Origin of the sequence: Streptomyces gelaticus, from assembly GCF_014649535.1 — a bacterium.
Taxonomy (GTDB): Bacteria; Actinomycetota; Actinomycetes; order Streptomycetales; family Streptomycetaceae; genus Streptomyces; species Streptomyces gelaticus.
The window spans coordinates 331,005-348,701 of sequence record NZ_BMTF01000001.1; the positions used below are offsets into that span (position 1 = coordinate 331,005).

The following is a 17,697-nucleotide window of genomic DNA, read 5'->3' on the forward strand; positions in this document are numbered from 1 at the left end:
GACGTACGAGAGCCACACGATGCACCCCACGATCACCACATCCGGCGCACTGACGGCCGTCGGCCTGTCCGGGACCCGGCCGGGCGACGGGACCGGCGCCCCGGTCTACGACGTGACCGTCGTCGGCGCGGGCGTCGTCGGCGCCGCCATCGCCCGCGAACTGGCCCGTTATCGGCTGCGCACCGCGCTCCTCGACGCCTCCGACGACATCGGCAACGGCACCTCGAAGGCCAACACCGCCATCCTGCACACCGGTTTCGACGCCGTACCCGGCTCGCTGGAAGCCCGGCTGGTACGTGAAGGGCAGCACAGACTCCGCGCCTATGCGGCCGAGACCGGAATCCCCGTCGAACGCGTCGGAGCCCTGCTCGTCGCCTGGGACGAAGAGCAACTGGCCGCACTCCCCGCCCTGCTGGCCAAGGCCGAACGGAACGAATACCACGCGGCACGCCTCCTGGACGCCGGTGAACTGCGCGCCCGTGAACCCCATTTGGGCCCCGGCGCCCTCGGCGCGCTCGAAATCCCCGACGAGAGCATCATCTGCCCCTGGACGACGCCGCTGGCCTACGCCACCCAGGCCGTGCGCGCCGGAGTCCATCTGCACCTCAACTGCCGCGTGCGGCACATCGACAGCGGCGACGACGTCCACACCCTCACCACCACCCGGGGAACGCTGCACACCCGCCATCTCATCAACGCCGCCGGGCTGTACGCCGACGAACTCGACCGGGAACTCGGCCACGACGACTTCACCGTCACCCCGCGCCGCGGCCAGCTCATCGTCTTCGACAAGCTCGCCCGCGACCTCGTGGGCCACATCCTGCTCCCGGTGCCCACCGCCGCGGGCAAGGGCGTACTGGTCGCACCGACCGTCTTCGGCAATGTGCTGCTCGGCCCCACCGCCGAGGACCTCGACGACAAGACCGCCACCGGATCGACCGCCGACGCGATCGCCCTGCTGCGCGAGAAGGGCCGTCGCATCCTGCCGGAACTGCTCGACGAGGAAGTCACCGCCGTCTACGCCGGACTGCGCGCCGCGACCGGCCAGGAGGACTACCGCATCCGGTCCCGGCCCGAGAAGCGGTACGTCGCCGTCGGCGGCATCCGCTCCACCGGGCTCACCGCCTCCATGGCCATCGCCGCCCATGTCACGGAACTGCTCGGCGACTCGGGCCTCGACCTCGGCACACCGTCCGAACTGCCGCCCGTCACCATGCCCAACCTCGGCGAGGCCTTCCCGCGCCCGCGCCCGTACCAGGACGCCGGACGCATCGCGGCGGACCCCGCATACGGCACGCTGGTCTGCCACTGCGAACGGGTCTCCGCCGGCGAGATCAGGGACGCCCTGGCCGGTACGGTGCCGCCGCACTCCCCGGACGGCCTGCGGCGCAGGACGAGAGCCGGGAACGGCAGGTGCCAGGGCTTCTACTGCGGGGCCGCGGTCCGCGCGCTGTTCGAGGAGGCCCGCTCATGACCCGCCGCGAGCGCACCGTCGACGTGCTGATCGTCGGGGGCGGCCCGGCCGGCCTCGGCGCCGGGGCCGAACTCGCCGCGTCCGGGGCGGGCCGGGTCGAGATCCTGGAACGCGAACAGACCGCGGGCGGCATTCCCCGCCACTGTCATCACGGCGGATTCGGCGGCCGTGCCATCGGGGGAGGGACGACCGGACCCGCGTACGCCCGCGGCTGCGTGGCCGCCGCCGTGCGCGCCGGAGCCACCCTGCGCACCGGCGTCACCGTCACCGGCTGGGCCGGAGGGCTGACCGTGGACACCACCGCGCCCACCGGCCTCGAACGGATCACTGCCCGCGCGGTCGTCCTCGCCACCGGCGCCCGCGAACGCCCCCGCAGCGCACGCCTGGTCCCCGGCAGCCGCCCACCCGGCGTCTACACCACCGGCGAACTCCAGCAGGCCGTCCACCTGTACCGGCAGCGGATCGGCAGCCGTGCGGTCGTCATCGGCAACGAACCCGTCAGCCGTGCCGCGGCCGACACCCTGCGCGTCGCCGGCCTGGACGTCGTCGCCATGGTCACCGACCAGCCGGTTCCCCGGCTCACGGCCCTGACCCGGCCCGGCGACCGCACCCCGGTCCTCGGCCGCACCACCGTCGCCGCGCTGACCGGCCGGGAACGGCTCACCGGCGTCCGGGTACGCCACCACGACGGCCGGACCGCGACCCTGCGCTGCGACACCGTCGTGTTCACCGGCGACTGGATCCCCGACCACGAACTGGCCCGCCGCGGCGGCGTCCTTCTCGACCGCGGCACCCGCGGCCCCGCGTACGACGCCGACCACCGCACGACCGGGACCGGAGTCTTCGCCGTCGGCAATCTGCTGCACGGCGTGGAGAGCGCGGGCGTCGCGCTCGCCGAAGGCCGGGCCGTCGCCGCACCCGTACTGCATCACCTGGCAACGGGGTCCTGGCCCATCGGGCGGCCGGCCATCGCGGTCGAATCCCCCCTGCGGTGGATCGCACCCAACCTCATCGGCCCCGACGGCGGCCTCCCGCTCGGTGGCCGTTTCACCCTGCGCACCGACCGGAGGCTCCTCTCGCCGCTGCTCCTCGTCCGACAGGACGGCCGGGAGCTCCACCGGCAGCGACTGCTGCTGCCCGCGGTGCCGGGCCACGCGTTCCATCTGCGCGCCGGCTGGGTGGACCGGGTCGATCCACGCGGCGGGACCGTACGGGTCACGGTGAGCTGACCGTACGTCAGGGAATGAGCAGCCAGTCCGATCCGATCGCCGCGACCAGGCCGAAGGCCAGCAGCCAACTGCCGAGCCGGGTACGGCCGTTGCGGCTGAGCTCGATCACGATCCCGCACAGGATGAGCGCGAGCCCGTACACCCCGACCACCAGGACGGAGGACCGGCTGGCGATCCGCAGCGCGAGGACCACCGCCATCGCCGCCATGCCGACCGACGAGAGGACCACGCGCAGCCGTCTCGCCTGGCGCGGTGTCAGCTTCCGGGCCCCGGCAGCACCGTCGGCCGCCTCGGAGTCCGTCCCCGCCACGGCCTCGGGGCCGGCCTCCGGGACGGGTATCGGGGTGTCCACGGCCTGGTCCTGGTCAGAAGTGCTCATGACGCGCGATCGTAATGGCTGCGGACCGCCCTGTTCACCGCTCCGGGTGATGGGCGGCGAATGTGGCGCGGGTCCGACGCGTGCCCGGCCACATCCCGACCCCCGCACCGGACCGCCCGGGGACCGGTCCGGGTCACGGACCCGGGGGCCGCAGACACGGTGCCTCGGCGGCCGCGTCGACGGGCTCGGCCCCTGCCGTCCGTCCACCGGCCGCAACCCTGGCGTCCGCGGCCTGCCCCGCCGCCACCCGTCCGGCCAGCTCCTCGGCCCAGCCGATCAGTCCGTCGACGCCGATCCCGTACGGCCGCAGACCGGCGGAGGCGGCGAGCGCCGCCGCGCCGCGCCGCAACAGCCGCGCCCCGCCCGTCGCGTTGCCCCGGGCCGCGTGGGTCAGCCCCACGGCCAGCTGCGCGAGCCCGCGCCACAACTCCCGCTCCGCCACCGGCCCGGACTTCCACGCGTCCTCGAACACCTCGTGCGCGTGGAACGGCATCCCTGCATCCAGCAGCCGCTGCGCCTCCCGCACGGTCTCCTCGGGGGTGCGGACCACCCCCTCCGGCTGGCGCTCGACCCCCGGAGCCCCGTACGGCAGGGGACGCCCCAGCCCGTCACGCGGGCGTGCGTTGCGTGCCCTGCCCTCGGTGTCGCGGTCCCTGCGCGTCTCGTCCACTCCACGATTGTGCCCCGCACCTGCGGTGAACTGTCCGAAGCACTGTCCGTGGACCCCTGGACACGACTAGTGTCGAAGCCATCCGCACCACCCTGGGGAGGGTAGGCATGAAGCCGTCCCGGCCGCTGTACGAGCGCGAACCGGAACTCGCTGCCGCCACACAAGCCGTGGACGCCCTTTGCGGCGCCCAGGCCGTCGGCGGGCTGCTGATCTTCAGCGGCGAGGCAGGCATCGGCAAGACAGCACTGCTCGGCGAGATCCAGTCGATCGCCGCCGACCGCTGCACGATCTGGTCCGCACGGGGCGGCGAGACGGTCACATCGGTGCCGTTCCACGTCGTACGCCAGCTGCTGCAGCCCGCGCTCGACCGATTCCCGCCCGACGAGGTGCGGGCCCTGTTCGGGTCCTGGTACGAGATCGCCGCGCCGGCCCTCGGGCTGGCCGAACCGACGGGCCCGCAGCCGGACCCGCAAGGTGTGCGCGACGGTCTCGACTTCGTCGTCGCCCGGATCGCGTCCCGGCTGAGCCACCGTCCGCTGCTGCTCATCATCGACGACGCGCACTGGGCGGACGGCGAATCCCTGGCCTGGCTCGCCTCGTTCACCGCCCGCCTCGGCGAACTCCCCGTCCTGGTCGTGCAGGCGCACCGCCCGGAGGAACTGGCCGCGCGCCAGAAGGAGAGCGGGCCGGGCAGCGCCCACCCGTCCCAGGTCCGGGTCGCGCTGCGCGCACTCACCCCGGACGCCACCGCCGAACTGGTCCGCGCGGCCCTCGGCGAACACGCCGACGACCCGTTCTGCCGCGAGGTGTGGGCCGTCACCGGCGGCAACCCCTACGAGGCGGTCGAGCTCGTCGCCAAGGTGCAGGACCGCGAGCTGGCGCCGCTGGAGGAGTCGGCCGGGCTGCTGCGCGAACTCGGCGCCTCGGCGCGCGGCAGCGGCCTCGTCGCCCGCCTCGAACGGCTCGGCACCAACGCCACCCGCTTCGCCTGGGCCGCCGCCGTCCTCGGTACGGACATCTCCCAGGACCTCGCGGCCACACTGGCCGGAATGAGCCCGGCCGAGGCCGCCGACTGTACGGCACGGTTGCGCGAAGCCCGCATCGTCACCGGCTTCGACCCGCTGGAATTCGTCCACCCGCTCATCGCGAGCGCGGTCTACCGGTCCATCCCGCCGGCCACCCGCACGGCGATGCACGGCCGGGCGGCCTGGGCGATCACCCGCGCCGGACTCGGCCCCGCCGCGGCCTCCCGGCACCTGCTCGAAGTGCACCCGGACGACGACCAGGAACTGGTCGAGCAGCTCCGCGAGGCGGCCAAACAGCACCTCGCCGTCGGTGCCCCGGAGGCCGCCCGCCGCTGCCTCGAGCGCGCCCTGCAGGAACCACCGCGCCAGCGCGTGAAGGCCACCCTGCTGTACGAACTGGGCTGCGCCACCCTGCTCAGCTCCCCGGCGACCACCGTCCAGCATCTGCGCGACGCCCTCGACATGCCCGGACTCGACGGCGACCAGCGGGTCGACGCCACCTACCGGCTCGCGGCCGCGCATTCACACAACAACCAGCTCAAGGAAGCGGCGAGCGCCCTCGCCGCGGAGGTCGCACGCACCGCTCCCGGCCCCGGCCTGATGCGGCTCCAGGCCGCCCACTTCCTCTGGGAGGGCATGCAGGCCGGCGAGGAGGACGGCCCGGGGCGCTCAGCCCGCCTCGCACGGAACGCCGACCATCTGCACGGCCGTGACAACGCCGAGCGCGCCCTGCTCACGCTCCGCGCCTTCGACGCCATGCTGCGCGGCGAGAACTCCCAGCTCGTCGTCGACCTCTGCGAACGAGCCCTGGTCGACGGCCACCCCGCCCGGGGGCTCGGCTGGACCGATACGGAGTGGGGCTTCGAGCTGCCGACCCTCGTCGGCATCACCTACGCCTTCACCGACCAGCTCGACCGGGCCGAGGAACTCTTCGGCGAGGCCGTCCGTGCCTTCGAGATCTCCGGCTGGAGCGGCGCGCACCTCGCGTTCGCGCACACCCTGCTCGGACTGGTGCACCGCCGTCGCGGCCGGCTGGCCGAGGCCGAGGGCTTCCTGCGCGAAGGGCTGCGCCTCGCCGACCGGGTCGGCAGCGGACGTGTCACCGAGGCCCGCGAGATCGCCGACCGCTACGCCTTCGGCGCGCCCTACCCCAGCGCGATGGTGCTGCCCGACGGCCCGTGCGTACGCGGCCGACTGCTCCTGGCCGAAGGCCGTACGAAGGAAGCGATCGCCGAACTCGAAGCGGCGGGCCAGTCCCTCGAACCCCGCGGCAGGTTCAACGGGGTGTGGGCTCCCTGGGCCGGGGACCTCGCCCGCGCCCTGGCCGAGGAGGACCCGGCCCGCGCCGAACAACTCGCCATCTCCGCCCGGGTGCACGCCGAGCGCCTCGGTACGGACACCGCGATCGGCGAGGCCCTGCGGTGCGTCTCCCTCTTCGCCGCTCCCGAGGACGCCGTCCACCTGCTGGCCGAGTCGGTCCGCCACCTGGAGGCGTCCCCGTCCGCGTACGAACACGCGCTGGCCCTCGTCGACTACGGCATCGCGATCGGCTCCCCGCGCGAACTCGCCAGGGCACACAAACTGGCCACCGCATGCGGTGCGGAATCCCTGGCGAACCGCGCCCACCAGGCACGGGCGTCGATCCGGGCCTCGGAGTGAGGTAATGTTTGTCCCGCGAAGCCGCCCGGCAACACCGGGAGGAAGCGCATCGGGACGTGGCGCAGCTTGGTAGCGCACTTGACTGGGGGTCAAGGGGTCGCAGGTTCAAATCCTGTCGTCCCGACTCGTGAGAGTCGTGAACAAGAGGCCGTATCGGAAATTCTCCGATACGGCCTCTTGTTCGTTTCCCGGAACCGAGGGACAACTTCCCCCCACCGTACCGACGCAGTCCAACCTGTCTCTTCCCGCACCGAGTTGCCGACGGCGGTCGAGGCCGGAAACGCCCCGAGTGCCGCCGTGGTGCGATCGACCGGCTTCCGGCGCACCGCGGACGAGTTCCTTGCCCGGGAGGCGAAGAGGCGGCGGTACTGCTGCAGACCCGGCGCCACGGGCCAGGCGAACCGGCGCCCTGACCGCGCGGGTCAAGGCCGCCTCGGGCCTCCGGGAGCACTACGCTGGAACGGAACCATGCACAAATGGTTCCGAGAGTGCGAAACCGCGCGAAGACGTGCGGTGGTCTCCGGGAGGCACGATGAGCCAGCAGCCGGTCCTTCTTCCCTACGCCGATCCGGCCTTCGTGGCGGACCCCTTTCCCGTCTACCGGCAACTGCGCGAGGACGGCCCGGTACGGCGTGCCATCATCGCCGGCGGCCTGGAAGCATGGCTGGTCACACGGTACGAGGACGGCCTCGCGGCGCTGTCCGACCCACGGCTGAGCAGCGACGTCCGCGATGCTTCGGATCCCCGGCTCATCGAGCGGCTGCCCGCCACGGACCGTGAGTCCGCACTGCGCAGCATGCTCCGCACCGATCCCCCCGATCACACCCGGCTGCGCCGGCTGGTGTCCAAGGCGTTCACCGCTCACAGGGTGGCCGGGCTGCGGCCCCGCGTCCAGGAGATCGCCGACCGGCTGCTCGACGGGATCGGGCCGGACGGCCGCGCCGACCTCGTCGAAAGCTACGCGCTGCCGCTCCCGGTCACTGTGATCAGCGAACTGCTCGGCGTGCCCGTCACCGACCGGCACGATTTCCAGCGGTGGACCGACGACCTGGTCCTGCGAGGGGCCGAGCCACCGGACCCGGCCCGGATGGACGAGGCCTGGCGGCACATGCGCGGGTACCTGACCGGGCTCATCGGGGCCAAGCGGGACCAGCCCGGGGACGACCTGCTCAGCGGACTGGTGACCGCCCGGGACGAGGAGCAGAGCCTGGACGAGGACGAGCTGATCGCCATGACCTTCCTGCTGCTGGTGGCCGGATACGTCACCACGGTCAACCTGATCGGCAGCGGCATCGCGGCGCTGCTCGCCCACCCCGACCAGCTGCGGATGCTGCGGGAGGACCCGGCGCTGCTGCCGGGCGCCATCGAGGAGTTCCTGCGCTACGACGGACCGGTCAACCCCGGCATCGCCCGGTTCGCGCGCGAGGACGTCACCATCGCGGGCGTGGACATCCCGCGCGGTGCGACGGTGCTCGTCGCATCCGCCATCGCCGACCGCGACCCGGACCACTTCGCCGACCCCGAACGCCTGGACATCTCCCGTCAGCACAATGCCCACCTCGCGTTCGGGCACGGCATCCACTACTGCCTCGGGGCGCCGCTGGCCCGCCTGGAGGGGCAGATCGCCATCGGCACCGCACTGCGCCGCCTCCACCACCTCGCCCTGGCCGTGCCGCCCGAGGAGCTGCGGTGGCGACCGGGAGCACTGCGCGGCCCCGAACGGCTGCCCGTCACCTTCACCGTCGAGGCCCCGGCCTGAAGGCCGGCACCGAGCCGGCCGGCTCAGCCGCGGAGCTTGGCCAGGAACGCGTCGAGATTGGTCATGGTCCGCTCCACCTGTTCCTCCAGCGTCAGGCTTTCCTTGAACCGACTGCCGGGCGCCGCGGCTTTCTTGCCCCGGACGTACAGCGAACAGGCGAGGTCGGTGCAGATGTACAGACCGACCGAATTGCCCTCGCGTCCGGCGGCGCCGGTCTTCCGGGCGGTCATCAGCGAGACGCCGTTCCCCGGGTGTGTGGTGAGGCACAGCGAGCACAGGCTTCGATGGAGGAAGCCGCGCTGCCGGGAGGGGAAGCGGAGCGTCACGCCGATGAGCTCGTCGGCGTGTTCGGTGACGAGGTAGCTGCGTCCGGGGGCGGAGAGATCTCGCCAGCCCAGGAAGTCCAGATCCTCCCAGGGCTGCTCTTCGAGGTCACGCGGCAGCGGCAGGCGCTTGGCCTCCCCCTTGGAACAGTTGATGAACGATGCGCGGATGTCCTGCTCACTCACGGCCTTCATGCGCGGGACGCTAACTCTGCCTATAACGGCTAGGCAAATGGTTAATGGGGCAAGGTTATGCGCCGCCCGCGATGGCCAGCCGGTGCGCGGGCGGATGCTCGATCGAGAGATCGGGGCGCCAGGCCGCGAGCACCTGGGCGGAGGGACCGAACAACGGTTCCGGCAGGGCATCGAGCCCGGTCCACTGCCAGGTGCTGATCAGATGGGGCTCGGTCACCCGCGGGCTCGCCGACCGTACGCTCACCGCGGCGCCCATCGACACCCGGTTGATCCCCCCGACCACGTCGTGGAGCATGGCGAAGACGCGGACGTCCGCCGCGTCGACCTCCAGCCCCGTTTCCTCCCGGAGCTCACGGACGGCGGCCTCGGCGATGGACTCGTGGTTCGGGTCGACCTTGCCGCCCGGCAGCTCCCAGGTCCCGCCGTGGTGCCTGCCGAGGAGGACATGTCCCCGGTCGTTCTGCACGATCACCCCCACACCGAGTGCCGCCTGTGCCTGGGGTGGGCGGGTGTTGCGGGAAGAGGTGTCCGTGGGCGTGGTCTTCATGGTGTTCCCTGTACTTCTCGAAGGTGGGGGAGTGAGGCAGGCACTCCGGTCGTACGGGGCAGCCTACGGACCACCGAGCCGCCGTCCCGCGTACGGGTCGGCCGGGCGTCAGAGGGTCAGCCGCAGCGATGTGGCCGAGATGCCGAGGCGTACCGTCTGACCCCATGTCAGTTCCAGGGCGTCCGTCTCCATTCCGTCGCCGAAGACCACCACCCGGTCGGACTCGACGGTGAGCCTCAGCCCCTGCCCGCGCCCCAGTTCGCCGGCGACCAGCGAGGTGCCGGTGGCGGGGGAGGGCCATGCCTCGCGGACGAACCAGAGGAGGCGCGGGTCGGTGGGCGCCGGGAGGCGGAGCTCGCTGCGGCGCTCCTGCCACAGCGAGCGGAGCCAGCCCGTGGCGCCGGTGCCGGTGCCGACGAGGACGCCGGAAGAGGCCTGCGGCTCGGCGGCGGCGTCGGGTGCGTCCGGGCCGAGCCGGTAGCGGGCGGTCTGATGGCCGGGCGGTCCGAGGTAGATCTCGTTGAGGGCGAGGAGGCGCTGGGTGTCGTCGGCCACCGCCTCGACCATGGTGAGTTCGTCCGCCGTGCCGCCGGGAGACGCGGCCGCCCGGAGCAGGGCGGCCGCGTCGCGGGGCCGGTGGCGGACGAGTACGCCGGGATTGCGCCCGGGGTCGGTGTCGATGCCCACGACGGGCTGGCCGGAGAGGTACTTGGCGGCGTTGGCGACCAGCCCGTCCTGTCCGACGACGGCCACCACGTCCTCCGGCCCGAACAGGAAGCGGTCGAGGTCCGCGCGCTCCACCCGCGACTGCCGCCACTGGAGCGGCACGGCTGCCGCGACATCGGCGAGCGCCTGCTGGGTCCGGCGGTGCCGCCGGACCACCTCGTCGATGGACCGGCCGCGGCTGGAGAGGAAGAAGGCGGCCTGTCCGTGCGTGCCGTGCCGGGCCAGCAACTCCTCGTACTCGGTGGTGCGGTGGACCAGGACCGCGCGCGGGGCGAGGCTCATGCCCGGGTCTCCGGGCCGGTGCTGCCGAGCTTGCTGAGCAGGCCGGTGAGCACGTCGGGGGAGAGGGTGAGGCTGTCGATGCGCGGCAGGTTCTCGGCGAGCCTGGTCGCCGCGAGGGCGTGCAGGGTCGCGTCGCCCACTTCGCCGTGCACCCGCAGCCAGGCCGCCTGGGACTCGGCCCGCGCGGCGCCGACCTCACGGGCGGCTTCGGCCTCGGCGCGGGCCAGCCGCACCTTGCGTGCCGCCTCGGCCTCGGCGCGTACCCCGTCGGCCGCCGCGTGCTCCTCGGCCTCGCGGCGGGTGTTGGTGCCGCGCTGCTCGACCAGTTGCTCCTCCCTGCGGGCCAGTTCGATCTGGCTGGCGAGCTCGTTCTCGGCGATGGCCCGTTCCCGCTCCACGGCCACGGCGCGGCGTTCGTAGGTGGCCCGGTCGGCCTCCTGCTGGATCTGCTCGCGGGCGGGGGTGCGCAGGGCGCGCTCCACCTCGGCCTCGGGGCGGATGGCCACCACCCGTACCGCGACCACGTCGATGCCGGTGGCGGGCAGCCGCGGTTCGGCGGCGAGTCCTGCGGCGACCCGGTCGCGTACCGATGCGACACCGTCGACCAGTGCTTCGGCCAGTGCCGTTCTGGCCAGTACGTCGAGGGTGTGCTGCTGGGCGGTCTCGGTCAGCAGGGTGGCTATCTGCTCCAGCGGGGCGCCGCGCCAGACCCCGGTGTCCGGGTCGATCGAGAAGTCCAGTCGGGCGGCGGCCTCGGCCGGGTCGCTGATCCGGTACGTCACGGTGGCCTGCACGGTGACGTCCTGGAAGTCGGACGTACGGGCGTGGAACGCCATGGCCAACTCCCGGTCGTTCACGGGGACTTCCGAGAGTGCGGCACTCAGTGAGCGGTACCAGAAGCTCAGCCCCGGTCCGTCGTGGGCCAGTCGGCCACGCTTGTGGTGGCGGATGTGTGCGGTGGGTGCGGAGCGCAGATGGCGCCAGCCGAAGCGCCGGGTGATGTCGGCCATGTAGGCCCCTCTCTTCTTCTCGTCGCAAAGACGATAAAGGGAGGCGTGTTTATCTTCAAGACGACGAGAAAGGGGGGTCGCCCGCCTCCGTCGACGCGCCCCGCGCCGTCGCGAGGAATCTGGCCGGCACCTCGCCCCCGCCGTGCACCGCCAGATCGGCGCCGTTGACGTAGGGGGCCAGGTCGCCCGCCAGATACAGGCAGGCGCGGGCCACGTCGTCCGGCGTCGCCATCCGTCGCATCGGGATGACGCCGGCCAGTGCGGCTTCGCCGTCCTCGCCGTAGACCGATGTGGCACTCTCCGTGCGGACGAGTCCGGTCGTGATGTGGTTGACGCGCACCTTCGGTGCCCACTCCAGGGCCAGGGCCCGGGTCAGTGCGAGCAGTCCGGCCTTGGCGGCCGTGTACGCGGCCGTGCCCGGCTGCGGGGTGTATGCCGAGACGCTGCCTATGTTGACGATCGAGCCCCCGGTGCTCTGCTCCCGCATGACCCGGTTGGCGGCCTGTGACACATAGAACGGGGCCAGGAGGTTGAGGGCGACGATCTTCTCGACGAAACGCGGTGACACGGTGGCCGCGTCGGCGTCCGGGGAGCCGCCCGCGTTGTTGACGAGCACGTCCAGTCGCCCGAAGTGTTCCATCGCCGCGTCGACCAGAGCTGTGGCGGCCGCCGGGTCGCGGACGTCGGCCGGGCGGAAGTGTGCCCGGCGGGTGCCGCTCCCGGGAGGCTCGGGCGCATCGCCGCGACCGCAGACGAGTACGTCCGCCCCGGCGGCGAGAAACGCCTCGGCGATCACGGCGCCGATGCCCTTCGTGCCACCGGTGACGATCACGGCCCGCCCCGCGAAGTCGATGGGATTGCCGATGTTCATGTGTCCGTCCCGTCGTCTTCCGTCGTGCACGGTCGGATCAATCTACCAACTGTTTGTTTGGTGGAACAGGTGCGAAGAACTGCGGGCGGCCGGTGGCTCCCCGAGGGGTCACCGGCCGCCCGGATGGTGCGCCGCCCCCGTCCCCACGGTGCGGCGCCGGCGGGCCGTCGCCATCCGCTCGGACAACGGCCCACGACTGGCGGGACTACTGCGCGGGGGCGCTCAGCCCGAGTGAGGGCAGGATCGCGTGGTCCACGAAGCGGGTGAGATAGGCCTCGTCCGCGTTCTCTCCCTCCACCAGCGGCCGGGCGCGCACGACGCCCAGGAGCTGTGCGGAGACGAACTCCGCCGCCGGGTTGTCCGGCCGGATCTCGCCGCGCTCCGCGCCGCGCCGGACCATGGCGTCGATCGCCGCCAGTGCCGGCGCGATCAGTGCCTCACGCAGCGCGCACAGCAGTTCGGGGCTCTGCAGCGCGGCATGGCCGAGTGCGTGCATCAGCGGGGTGTCGCGTCCCGAGCCCGCACCGATCGCCCGCGCCGCCTCGTGCAGATCGCCCGCGAGGGTGCCGGTGTCGATGTACGGAAGCAGGGCCTGCCGGGTGCCGTGGAGTGCGGCGACCACCAGTTCGGGCTTGGAGCCCCACTGCCGGTAGAGCGTGGACTTGCCGCAGCGGGTCCGCGAGGCGACGCCCTCCATGGTGAGGGCCTCGTAACCGGACTCTCTCAGTATGTCGAGCACGGCCGCGTAGAACTCCTGGGCCCGCTCCGGTGTGATCTTCGAGCGGCGCGGCGTGGGCGCCGGTTCCTGGGTGACTTCCTGCGGCGACATCGGGCTTCCCTCTCGGCGGAATGGCGACGAGGTCCTTCGATACGCCAGTGTACCGATACGAGTGTGTACCGATACGTTCGCGTATCGGTACACTGGCGTATCGATACGGCGTGGGCTGGACCATGCCGCCGAAACACCGCTTCGTCAGCAAAGGGGCACCGGGTGATGCACGCCGGTAGCGAGCCGGCAGATCGGGAGCCGGACGGTTCTGCCCGACCGCCCCTCGTCCGCGAACTGCTTCTGGTCGTCGGACTCTTCGTGATCTACAAGCTCGGCCGCCAGGTCGCGAACGGTCATGTGGACGAGGCGTATCGCAACGCCGGACACGTCTGGGACTTCGAGCGCTCCGTGCACCTGCCCGGCGAGGGCGCCGTGCAGAGCCTGCTGCTGCACAACGAGACGCTGATCCGTCTCGCGAACACCTACTACGCGACCGTGCACTTCCCGGCCACGCTGCTCTTCCTCGTGTGGCTGTACTGGCGCCGCCCGCGTCACTACGTCTGGTCGCGCCGCATCCTCGCCGCACTCACCGGCGCGGCGCTCGCCCTCCACCTGCTCTTCCCGCTCGCCCCGCCGCGGCTGCTCGCCGCCGCCGGACTGGTCGACACCGCCCAGGTGTACGGACCGTCGGTGTACGGGGAGACTCCGGCGACCGACTCGATGGCGAACCAGTTCGCCGCGATGCCCTCGCTGCACTTCGGCTGGGCGGTGATGGTCGCCGTCGGGCTGATCGCGGCGACCCGGACGCGGTGGCGCCGGCTGTGGCTGCTTCATCCACTCATCACCCTGCTGGTGATAGTCGGCACGGCCAACCACTACTGGCTCGACTCGATCGTGGTCTCGGCGCTGCTCGCGGTGGCCTTCGCGGCACTGCGGCTGCCGCGCGCGGATCCGGTGCGATCCCGTCTCCCGTGGCCGTCCACGACGGGCGAAGCCGCGCCTTCGGCCGTGCCGTACGCCGCCGCGCCCGGAGCCCCGGCCACGTACACCCCGACCGGAGCGCGGCGATGAATACCACCGTGATCGCCGTCGTGCTGTCGCTGGTCTCCGCCGCGGCCTATGCCTCGGCGGCGGTGGCGCAGGCCCGGCTCGCGGGGCGGACCGAGCCGGATGCCGGGGTGCTGCGGCTGCTCGGGCGAGGCGCCTGGTGGTCGGCGGTCGCGTTGAACGCCGGTGGTGCGCTGCTGCATGTCGCGGCGCTCAAGTACGGCCCGCTCACCCTCGTCCAGCCGCTCGGCGCCCTCACCCTGGTGGCCGCCGTCCCGCTGGGCGCCAGGGCCGCCGGCCGCCGGGTCACCAGGACCGAATGGCGCGGCACGTTCCTCACCCTGCTCGGTCTCGGTGCCCTGCTGTTGACCGTCGGCGGCGCCGCCCCGCACGAGACGCTCAGCCTGCCCGAGGCTCTGGCCGTCGGGGCCGGGACCATGGCCGTCGTCGCCGGACTCAGCAGGCCGGGAGCACGTCCTGGACTGCGGCACGCCGCCGCGTCGGGCATCACTTCCGGAGTCGCGTCCGCCCTCACCCAGACCCTGACCGTCTCCGTCACCGACCACACCCATCCGCTGTTCAGCTGGCGCCTGGTCGTCGTCGCGGTGCTGGTGTCCGCGTTCGCGATGAGCGGGCTGCTGCTCGCCCAGACCGCCTACCGGGGCGGCCTGGGCGCACCGCTGGCGGTCGTCACGCTCGCCAATCCCGTGGCCGCGGCGGCCATCGGCCTGGCCCTGCTCGGCGAACACCTCCGGGGCGGGACGACCAGCCTGTTCCTGGCCCTGCTCGGGACGGCGGCGGCGGTACGGGGCGTGATCCTGCTCAGCCGTGCCCAGGCGGAGGCCTCGGCCGCCGCCGGTCCGGTCACCGCCGGCCGGGCCGGGGGAGAGCCTGGGCCCGGGGCCGGATCGTCGTCACGGGTCGTCATCGCGAGCCGTGGACCGATGGACCCGACGGCGCTGCGACCCGAACTGGGCCGGGCGCCGGTGGGCGGCTCGTAACGCGCGGAAAATGCCGGCCGACCTGTGGTGTGCAGCGGGGCGTGACGTCACCCGCCCGACCAGCACGTTCAGAAACACCCCATCTGCTACCGACCCGGCTTCTCGTCCCGGTCCAGGGCCCGTGTCAGCCAGCCGATCCAGAAGTTCTCCAGATCGATGCCACCGCGCAGCACCAGGTGGCGCAGCCGGTCCTCCTCGGAGTTCCGCCCGGGAGGGAAGTCCCGCTCCTCGATCTCCAGGTACTCCGCCAGCTGCCGGCGATGCAGCCCCAGGTGACGGCGGAGCTCGGCATCCAGACCGGGCGCTCCGACGACCGCCGCGGCCCGCATGCGCAGCAGCAGCGGATCCCGGACCTGCTTGGGGTCCTCGGAGCGGGCCACCCATGCGGAGAGCGCCTCACGGCCCGCCGGCAGCACCTCGTACTCCTTCTTCCGGCCACGGGCGCGCTGCTCCGTCGGCAGCGCCCGGATCTGCCCGGCCTGCTCCAGCTTCCCCAGCTCCCGGTAGATCTGCTGGTGCGTGGCGGACCAGAAGTAGCCGATCGACCGGTCGAACCTGCGGGTCAGCTCCAGCCCCGAGGACGGCTTCTCGAGCAGGGCGGTGAGAATCGCATGCGGGAGTGACATGGGGTGCATCCTATGGACGGCCGGCCGCGGCCCCGTGGCGCAGGGGACGGTCCCGCGCCACGAGGCCGGTGCGTCACAGCGAGGCCGCGAGCTCCGTGCCCTGGCGGATCGCCCGCTTGGCGTCCAGTTCGGCCGCCACGTCGGCGCCGCCGATGAGATGCGCCGTACGGCCTGCGGCGAGCAGATCCTCGTACAGGTCGCGGCGCGGCTCCTGCCCCGCGCAGACCACGATCGTGTCGACCGGCAGGACGTGCTGCTCGCCGCCGACGGTGAGGTGCAGGCCCTCGTCGTCGATCCGGTCGTAGGCGGCGCCCGCGATCGTCGTGACGCCGCGGTGCCGCAGCTCGGTGCGGTGGATCCAGCCGGTCGTCTTCCCCAGCCCCGCGCCGACCTTGCCGGACCTGCGCTGGATCAGGTGGACGGTCCGGGGGGTCTTCGGGCGCTCCGGGGCGCGGAGCCCGCCGCGTTCGCGGTAGCCGGTGTCGACGCCCCACCGCCGGAAGAACACCTCGGGGTCGCGGCTCGCCCCTTCGCCCGGGTCGGTCAGGAACTCGGCGACGTCGAAGCCGATGCCGCCCGCCCCGATGATCGCGACCCGTTCGCCGACCGGCGCCCCGTCGCGCAGGACATCGAGGTAACCGACCACACTGGGGTGGTCCTGACCCGGTATCGCGGGGGAGCGGGGGGTGACACCGGTGGCGAGGACGACCTCGTCGAAACCGCTGAGCGTGCCCGCCGTGACCCGTGTGCCGAGCCGGAGTTCGACCTTCTCCTCCCGCAGCCGGGTACGGAAGTAGCGCAGCGTCTCGTCGAACTCCTCCTTGCCGGGGACCCTGCGCGCCACGTTCAGCTGGCCGCCGATCTCCTCGGCCGCGTCGAACAGCGTCACTCGGTGCCCGCGCTCGGAGGCCGAGACGGCGCACGCGAGGCCGGCGGGCCCGGCGCCCACGACCGCCACCCGCTTCGCGGTGCGGGTCGGCGACAGGGTCAGCTCGGTCTCGTGGCAGGCACGCGGGTTGACCAGGCAGGAGGTGACCTTGCCGCTGAAGATGTGGTCCAGGCACGCCTGGTTGCAGCCGATGCAGGTGTTGATCGCGTCGGCGCGGCCTTCGGCCGCCTTGGCGACGAAGTCGGGGTCGGCGAGGAACGGCCGGGCCATCGACACCATGTCAGCCCGGCCCGAGCCGAGGATCTCCTCGGCGACCTCGGGCGTGTTGATGCGGTTGCTCGTCACCAGCGGCACGGAGACGGCCCCGCGCACCTTCTCCGTGACCCAGGTGTAGGCGCCGCGCGGTACCGACGTGGCAATGGTGGGGATGCGGGCCTCGTGCCAGCCGATCCCGGTGTTGATGATCGTCGCACCGGCCGACTCGATCTCGCGGGCGAGCCGTACCACCTCCTCCAGCGAGGAGCCGCCCGGCACCAGGTCCAGCATCGACAGCCGGTAGATCAGGATGAAATCGCTGCCGACCCGCTCACGGACCCGGCGCACGATCTCGACCGGGAACCGGATGCGGTTCTCGTACGAGCCGCCCCAGCGGTCGGTGCGGTGATTGGTCGCAGCGGCGATGAACTCATTGATCAGATAGCCCTCGGAGCCCATGATCTCGACCCCGTCGTACCCGGCGCGGCGCGCAAGCCCAGCCGCCCTGGCGAAGTCCTCGATGGTCTCCTCGACCTCGTCGTCGGTGAGGGCGTGCGGGGTGAAGGCGCTGATCGGGGCCTGGATCGCGCTCGGTGCCACCAGATCGGGGTGGTGCGCGTACCGGCCGAAGTGCAGGATCTGCATGGCGATCCGGCCGCCCGCCGCGTGAACGGCGGCAGTGACCCGCGCGTGCTCCTCGGCCTCTGCCTGGGTGGTCATCCTGGCCCCGCCGGGGAACGAGCAGCCCCTGGAGTTGGGGGCGATGCCACCGGTGACCATCAGGCCGACGCCGCCCCGGGCGCGCTCCGCGTAGAAGGCCGCCATCCGCTCGAAGCCGCGCTCCGCCTCTTCGAGACCGATGTGCATCGACCCCATCAGAACCCGGTTGGGAAGCGTGGTGAACCCCAGGTCGAGCGGGGTCAGCAGGTTCGGGTACGGGCTCATGCGGCGGCTCCTCGCG

At 72.6% G+C, this 17,697-nt stretch carries 16 protein-coding genes and 1 tRNA gene; 7 read left to right on the forward strand and 10 right to left on the reverse strand.

What is annotated here, in order from left to right:
• Window positions 1–19 precede the first annotated feature (19 nt).
• Both IE107_RS01515 and IE107_RS01520 read left to right on the forward strand, forming a co-directional pair.
• On the forward strand, window positions 20–1,474 hold the full coding sequence (locus IE107_RS01515; protein ID WP_189540114.1) for an NAD(P)/FAD-dependent oxidoreductase: 1,455 nt from the start codon (window positions 20–22) through the stop codon (window positions 1,472–1,474).
• On the forward strand, window positions 1,471–2,703 hold the full coding sequence (locus tag IE107_RS01520) for an FAD-dependent oxidoreductase (protein WP_189540116.1): 1,233 nt from the start codon (window positions 1,471–1,473) through the stop codon (window positions 2,701–2,703). The genes IE107_RS01515 and IE107_RS01520 overlap by 4 nt, the downstream gene beginning before the upstream one ends.
• 7 nt (window positions 2,704–2,710) lie before the next feature.
• On the opposite strand, the gene IE107_RS01525 is transcribed toward IE107_RS01520, so the two are convergent.
• Window positions 2,711–3,082 (reverse strand): hypothetical protein, encoded by a 372-nt coding sequence (locus tag IE107_RS01525; protein ID WP_189540118.1) that lies wholly within the window; start codon window positions 3,080–3,082, stop codon window positions 2,711–2,713.
• 133 nt (window positions 3,083–3,215) lie between these two features.
• Complete coding sequence (locus tag IE107_RS01530) at window positions 3,216–3,752, reverse strand: DUF309 domain-containing protein (protein ID WP_189540120.1); 537 nt, start codon at window positions 3,750–3,752, stop codon at window positions 3,216–3,218.
• 107 nt (window positions 3,753–3,859) lie between these two features.
• Between IE107_RS01530 and IE107_RS01535 the strand changes: the two genes are divergently transcribed.
• From IE107_RS01535 to IE107_RS01545, 3 genes are all read left to right on the forward strand, one after another.
• A complete protein-coding gene (locus IE107_RS01535; protein ID WP_189540122.1) occupies window positions 3,860–6,436 on the forward strand; it encodes an ATP-binding protein in 2,577 nt (858 codons plus the stop codon).
• A gap of 50 nt (window positions 6,437–6,486) precedes the next feature.
• Window positions 6,487–6,560: transfer RNA gene (locus IE107_RS01540), tRNA-Pro, on the forward strand.
• Window positions 6,561–6,968: 408 nt separating this feature from the next.
• The gene (locus IE107_RS01545; protein WP_189540124.1) at window positions 6,969–8,195 is read left to right on the forward strand and encodes a cytochrome P450 family protein; all 1,227 of its coding nucleotides are present in this window, start codon (window positions 6,969–6,971) and stop codon (window positions 8,193–8,195) included.
• A 23-nt stretch (window positions 8,196–8,218) separates the two neighbouring features.
• On the opposite strand, the gene IE107_RS01550 is transcribed toward IE107_RS01545, so the two are convergent.
• The 6 genes from IE107_RS01550 to IE107_RS01575 all read right to left on the reverse strand — a co-directional run bounded on the left by IE107_RS01550 (window position 8,219) and on the right by IE107_RS01575 (window position 12,978).
• Window positions 8,219–8,713 (reverse strand): FBP domain-containing protein, encoded by a 495-nt coding sequence (locus tag IE107_RS01550; RefSeq protein ID WP_189540126.1) that lies wholly within the window; start codon window positions 8,711–8,713, stop codon window positions 8,219–8,221.
• Window positions 8,714–8,768: 55 nt separating this feature from the next.
• Window positions 8,769–9,260 (reverse strand): nucleotide triphosphate diphosphatase NUDT15, encoded by a 492-nt coding sequence (locus tag IE107_RS01555; protein ID WP_189540128.1) that lies wholly within the window; start codon window positions 9,258–9,260, stop codon window positions 8,769–8,771.
• 108 nt (window positions 9,261–9,368) lie between these two features.
• Entirely contained in the window at window positions 9,369–10,268 is a 900-nt protein-coding gene (locus IE107_RS01560; protein ID WP_189540131.1) for a diacylglycerol kinase catalytic domain-containing protein, read from the reverse strand.
• Window positions 10,265–11,278 (reverse strand): SPFH domain-containing protein, encoded by a 1,014-nt coding sequence (locus IE107_RS01565; RefSeq protein WP_189540133.1) that lies wholly within the window; start codon window positions 11,276–11,278, stop codon window positions 10,265–10,267. The genes IE107_RS01560 and IE107_RS01565 overlap by 4 nt, the downstream gene beginning before the upstream one ends.
• A 55-nt stretch (window positions 11,279–11,333) precedes the next feature.
• Window positions 11,334–12,149 carry an SDR family oxidoreductase gene (locus IE107_RS01570; RefSeq protein ID WP_189540134.1) on the reverse strand — a complete coding sequence of 272 codons (816 nt, stop codon included), beginning with the start codon at window positions 12,147–12,149 and terminating at the stop codon, window positions 11,334–11,336.
• 205 nt (window positions 12,150–12,354) lie between these two features.
• A complete protein-coding gene (locus IE107_RS01575) occupies window positions 12,355–12,978 on the reverse strand; it encodes a TetR/AcrR family transcriptional regulator (RefSeq protein WP_189540137.1) in 624 nt (207 codons plus the stop codon).
• A gap of 162 nt (window positions 12,979–13,140) precedes the next feature.
• On the opposite strand from IE107_RS01575, the gene IE107_RS01580 reads away from it, so the two are divergent.
• Window positions 13,141–13,989, forward strand: a complete 849-nt coding sequence (locus tag IE107_RS01580) for a phosphatase PAP2 family protein (RefSeq protein WP_189540139.1) — start codon at window positions 13,141–13,143, stop codon at window positions 13,987–13,989.
• Window positions 13,986–14,966 carry a DMT family transporter gene (locus tag IE107_RS01585; RefSeq protein ID WP_189540141.1) on the forward strand — a complete coding sequence of 327 codons (981 nt, stop codon included), beginning with the start codon at window positions 13,986–13,988 and terminating at the stop codon, window positions 14,964–14,966. Before IE107_RS01580 ends, IE107_RS01585 begins: the two co-directional genes overlap by 4 nt.
• An 86-nt stretch (window positions 14,967–15,052) precedes the next feature.
• Here the strand turns inward: IE107_RS01585 and IE107_RS01590 are convergent, their stop codons facing one another.
• A complete protein-coding gene (locus IE107_RS01590) occupies window positions 15,053–15,592 on the reverse strand; it encodes a PadR family transcriptional regulator (RefSeq protein WP_189540143.1) in 540 nt (179 codons plus the stop codon).
• Window positions 15,593–15,665: 73 nt separating this feature from the next.
• Entirely contained in the window at window positions 15,666–17,681 is a 2,016-nt protein-coding gene (locus IE107_RS01595; protein WP_189540576.1) for an NADPH-dependent 2,4-dienoyl-CoA reductase, read from the reverse strand.
• Window positions 17,682–17,697 lie beyond the last annotated feature (16 nt).

Coding starts and splice junctions, on each gene's coding strand:
- IE107_RS01515 (WP_189540114.1), top strand. CDS start 20: ATGCACCCCACGATCACCACATCCGGCGCACTGACGGCCGTCGGCCTG.
- IE107_RS01520 (WP_189540116.1), top strand. CDS start 1,471: ATGACCCGCCGCGAGCGCACCGTCGACGTGCTGATCGTCGGGGGCGGC.
- IE107_RS01525 (WP_189540118.1), bottom strand. CDS start 3,082: ATGAGCACTTCTGACCAGGACCAGGCCGTGGACACCCCGATACCCGTC.
- IE107_RS01535 (WP_189540122.1), top strand. CDS start 3,860: ATGAAGCCGTCCCGGCCGCTGTACGAGCGCGAACCGGAACTCGCTGCC.
- IE107_RS01545 (WP_189540124.1), top strand. CDS start 6,969: ATGAGCCAGCAGCCGGTCCTTCTTCCCTACGCCGATCCGGCCTTCGTG.
- IE107_RS01550 (WP_189540126.1), bottom strand. CDS start 8,713: ATGAAGGCCGTGAGTGAGCAGGACATCCGCGCATCGTTCATCAACTGT.
- IE107_RS01555 (WP_189540128.1), bottom strand. CDS start 9,260: ATGAAGACCACGCCCACGGACACCTCTTCCCGCAACACCCGCCCACCC.
- IE107_RS01560 (WP_189540131.1), bottom strand. CDS start 10,268: ATGAGCCTCGCCCCGCGCGCGGTCCTGGTCCACCGCACCACCGAGTAC.
- IE107_RS01565 (WP_189540133.1), bottom strand. CDS start 11,278: ATGGCCGACATCACCCGGCGCTTCGGCTGGCGCCATCTGCGCTCCGCA.
- IE107_RS01570 (WP_189540134.1), bottom strand. CDS start 12,149: ATGAACATCGGCAATCCCATCGACTTCGCGGGGCGGGCCGTGATCGTC.
- IE107_RS01575 (WP_189540137.1), bottom strand. CDS start 12,978: ATGTCGCCGCAGGAAGTCACCCAGGAACCGGCGCCCACGCCGCGCCGC.
- IE107_RS01585 (WP_189540141.1), top strand. CDS start 13,986: ATGAATACCACCGTGATCGCCGTCGTGCTGTCGCTGGTCTCCGCCGCG.
- IE107_RS01590 (WP_189540143.1), bottom strand. CDS start 15,592: ATGTCACTCCCGCATGCGATTCTCACCGCCCTGCTCGAGAAGCCGTCC.
- IE107_RS01595 (WP_189540576.1), bottom strand. CDS start 17,681: ATGAGCCCGTACCCGAACCTGCTGACCCCGCTCGACCTGGGGTTCACC.